Raw genomic sequence first — 3,368 nt, forward strand, 5'->3', positions numbered from 1 at the left:
CTCGAAAATGAAAAATATCTCGGCACGAACGGATATCCGGTAATTATCGATGAAGATATATTCCGCAGAGTCAATGCGCAAAAGAAAATGAAAACTGTCGGATTTACAGAAATATCAGAAGAACTAAAAACAGTTCGGAATCTGACCTATTGTGCGGAATGCGGACATAAACTCTCCCGAATTGGTGGCAACACACGCAGTGAAAAATGGGACTGCCGCAATCCGGAATGTTCCCGATTCAGTCATAGAATAACCGATCAAATGCTGATTGGCGTGATGATTACTTTGTTGAATACGACAATTGAAAATCCTGGTTTAATTAACACGAACGCAGAAATCAGTAGTTACAATCCGAGTATCGAAGTCACCCGTCAGCAGAATGAAATCAACCGCCTGATGGATACTCCTGATGTTAATTTTGAAATTGCGAAAGAAGAAATATGCAAGCTTGCAGAACTGAAATATGGTTGCTGCACCTATAACGATAAACCTCGGAAAACCACGCAGTTAAAGGATATTCTGAAAAACTGCGAACAATCGAATACACTTGACATTGGCTTATTGAAATCCTGCATTTTGCGAATTTCAGTAAGTCATTTTTTCACCGTTGAAGTTGAGTTTATCAACGGTGCCACCATTAAAAATATCATAGAGAGGAAGATGCAAAATGACCACAGCGCCCAATGTCAGGATAATTCCTGCAAAGCCGCAAACTACGGAAAACAGGGATAAATACCATCAGCTTAGAGTAGCGGCATACTGTCGTGTTAGTACCGAACAGGAAGAACAGCAGAATTCCTATCAGGTTCAGATCACATATTATACTGATTTGATCAATCGTAAAAAGGAATGGACACTGGCTGGTATATTTGCCGACGAAGGAATTTCCGGCACCCAAGCAAAGAAACGACCGGAATTTTTGAAAATGATCCGGCTGTGCAAGAAACAAAAAATTGATTTAGTGATCACCAAGTCAATCTCCCGTTTTGCCCGAAATACCGTGGATTGCCTGGAATATGTGCGGCAATTAAAAGACCTTGGAATCGGCGTAATTTTTGAAAAAGAAAACATCAACACGATGACGATGACAAGCGAATTTATGATTGCCCTATACGGCAGTTTTGCTCAGGCGGAAAGTGAATCCATCAGCAAAAATGTCAGTTGGGGCAAGCAAAAAGCTTATGCAGAAGGCAAGGTTTCCTTCCAATATTCCAAGCTTCTGGGATATCAGAAAGGTGCAGACGGCAAGCCGGAAATTGTTCCCGATGAAGCGGAAACAGTCCATTTGATATACGAATTATATCTGGATGGACTTAGCTTCACGAGGATAAAAGCTACCCTTGAATCTAAGGGGAAACTGACTGCAATGGGTAATAAGAACTGGAGCGAATCCAATATCAAAAGCATTCTGAAAAATGAAAAATATGTGGGCGATGCACTTCTGCAAAAGACATTTACCGCCGACTGTATCTCCAAAAAAGTTGTGAAAAATAACGGCGAACGCCCCATGTATCTGGTGACAAATCATCATGCACCGATTATCGACAGGGACACATTTAACCGTGTGCAGCAGGAGCTTGCAAGGCGTTCCAGTAAACGAAAAACTTCTGATAAGACAACGACGGAACAAGGCAAATACTCCAGCAAATATGTGCTTACAGAGTTACTCATCTGCGGCAATTGCGGTACGCCGTATCGGCGATGCACATGGACGGCGGGTGGTAAAAAACAGATTGTCTGGCGGTGTATCAGCCGCCTGGAGCATGGGAAAAAGTATTGTTCGGAATCACCGACCATTCATGAGGACAAGCTGCACAGAGCGATTCTGCAAGCAATCAACGAATATCTCGGCTGTGGAGATGAGATTGCAAAAATTTTGAAAGCAAATATCGGCTCGGTTCTGGAGTGCAAAAACCAACAGGAAATTCTGCATCTGGAACAGCGGCTGAAAGAACTGGACAGCGCGCGAAACGACCTGATATTGCTGATTACTGGCGGCGGATGTGATGAGAATAAGCTGGACTGCGAGTTTGAAAACATTCATGCAGAGGAACAAGAGATAAATGAAAAGCTTTCGGAACTCCGAAAGAATGCAGAGATTTCAACGGATACGCAGAATAAAATCGATTCTGCCATGGAAATGCTGGCACATGAAAACTTTCAGGTTGAAGTGTTTGACAATGTGATTGTCCGCAAGCTGATTGATTGCGTGAAAGTGCTGTCGAAAGAGAAATTACTGATCGTTTTCAAGGGCGGCGTGGAAGTAAAAGCGGAAATGGAAAAATAACGAAATATCAAGAAAAACGGCTTGCATTGCAGGTCGATTTTTTATGGGAGATGAAAATTTGTCAGGAAATTTTGACGGAATTAAAACGCAAAAATTTGGCGTGGAAATTGAGTGTACCGGATTGACGAGAAACGCAGCCGCAAGGGCAATCGGCAGAGTATTTGACAGCGTGCCGGAGCACTTTGGCGGCAGTTACGATAAGTATCATATTTGTGATAGCAAGGACAGAAAATGGGCAGTTGTTTATGATTCCAGCATTCGGCGTGTGGACAAAAACGGCGGTAATGCGTCAAGAGAGTATGCCGTGGAAATCGTCACACCGGTGCTGGAATATAGCGATATTCCACTGTTGCAGGAAATTGTCCGGGCGGTCAGAAGAGCTGGCGGTATATTTCGTATAATTCTTCCGTTGAGATTTTGTTTTTGCAGTACCACTTTTCAGATATCGGCTTGTAACAATTAATAACGACATTAGTCACCGCTCCTTTGATAGCGAACCGCTTTTTCAAAATTGATAATGCCATTGATGCGTTTCACTTCATCCACACACATGATACGAAGCTTTTTCAAAGTTTCGTCATCAATTTCATTGATTGCCGCAAGCATATGTGTTAGTGCACCGACTTCAACTGCCAACTTAAAATGAATCACTTTCCCGGCAGCAGCGATACGTCGAGGCACTGGAGCAGCTGTCCGAAGAATACGAGGAAACAGCGGCAAACTGGGCACGGCAGGCAGCTACGATTGAGCGTGCCATCCGTTCCCTGCCGCCTGATCTTGGGGGGCTTATCCGGCTTCGCTATGTGGACGGGCTGAAATGGGAACAAGTCAACGATCAACTGTACATATCACACATGACATCCGTCAGAATGCACCAGAAGGCACTGGAGCTGATGCTTGACAAATAAAAATGGTCTTGTTTGATACAATTGACCTGTGGTATAATAATAGCATGAAATTATGAAAACCGGTAAGGGATATCCCCTGCCGGTTTTTTGTTGCCCGGAGGTGAGGACGGTGAAGCAATATGCTGACAGAGCAACGTAAACGATTCGTAGAAGAATATGTCAAACTCAGATGC

4 protein-coding genes are annotated in these 3,368 nt (G+C 43.5%); 3 read left to right on the forward strand and 1 reads right to left on the reverse strand.

Translation table 11 applies throughout. The annotated features are described in order from the left end of the window. The 3 genes from QZ375_RS13965 to QZ375_RS13975 all read left to right on the forward strand — a co-directional run. Nucleotides 1-732, forward strand: a 732-nt coding sequence (locus tag QZ375_RS13965) for a hypothetical protein (protein WP_295219956.1), incomplete at its 5' end; no start/stop codon positions are given. After that, a complete protein-coding gene (locus QZ375_RS13970) occupies nucleotides 668-2,287 on the forward strand; it encodes a recombinase family protein (protein WP_295219959.1) in 1,620 nt (539 codons plus the stop codon). The genes QZ375_RS13965 and QZ375_RS13970, both read left to right, overlap by 65 nt. Nucleotides 2,288-2,330: 43 nt before the next feature. Further along, nucleotides 2,331-2,750, forward strand: a complete 420-nt coding sequence (locus QZ375_RS13975; protein WP_295219961.1) for an amidoligase family protein — start codon at nucleotides 2,331-2,333, stop codon at nucleotides 2,748-2,750. A gap of 8 nt (nucleotides 2,751-2,758) precedes the next feature. Here QZ375_RS13975 and QZ375_RS13980 read toward each other — a convergent pair whose 3' ends face one another. Further along, a complete protein-coding gene (locus tag QZ375_RS13980) occupies nucleotides 2,759-2,968 on the reverse strand; it encodes a hypothetical protein (protein ID WP_295219963.1) in 210 nt (69 codons plus the stop codon). Nucleotides 2,969-3,368 lie beyond the last annotated feature (400 nt).

Origin of the sequence: Ruminococcus sp. (assembly GCF_019417665.1) — a bacterium.
Lineage (GTDB): Bacteria > Bacillota > Clostridia > Oscillospirales > Ruminococcaceae > Ruminococcus_C.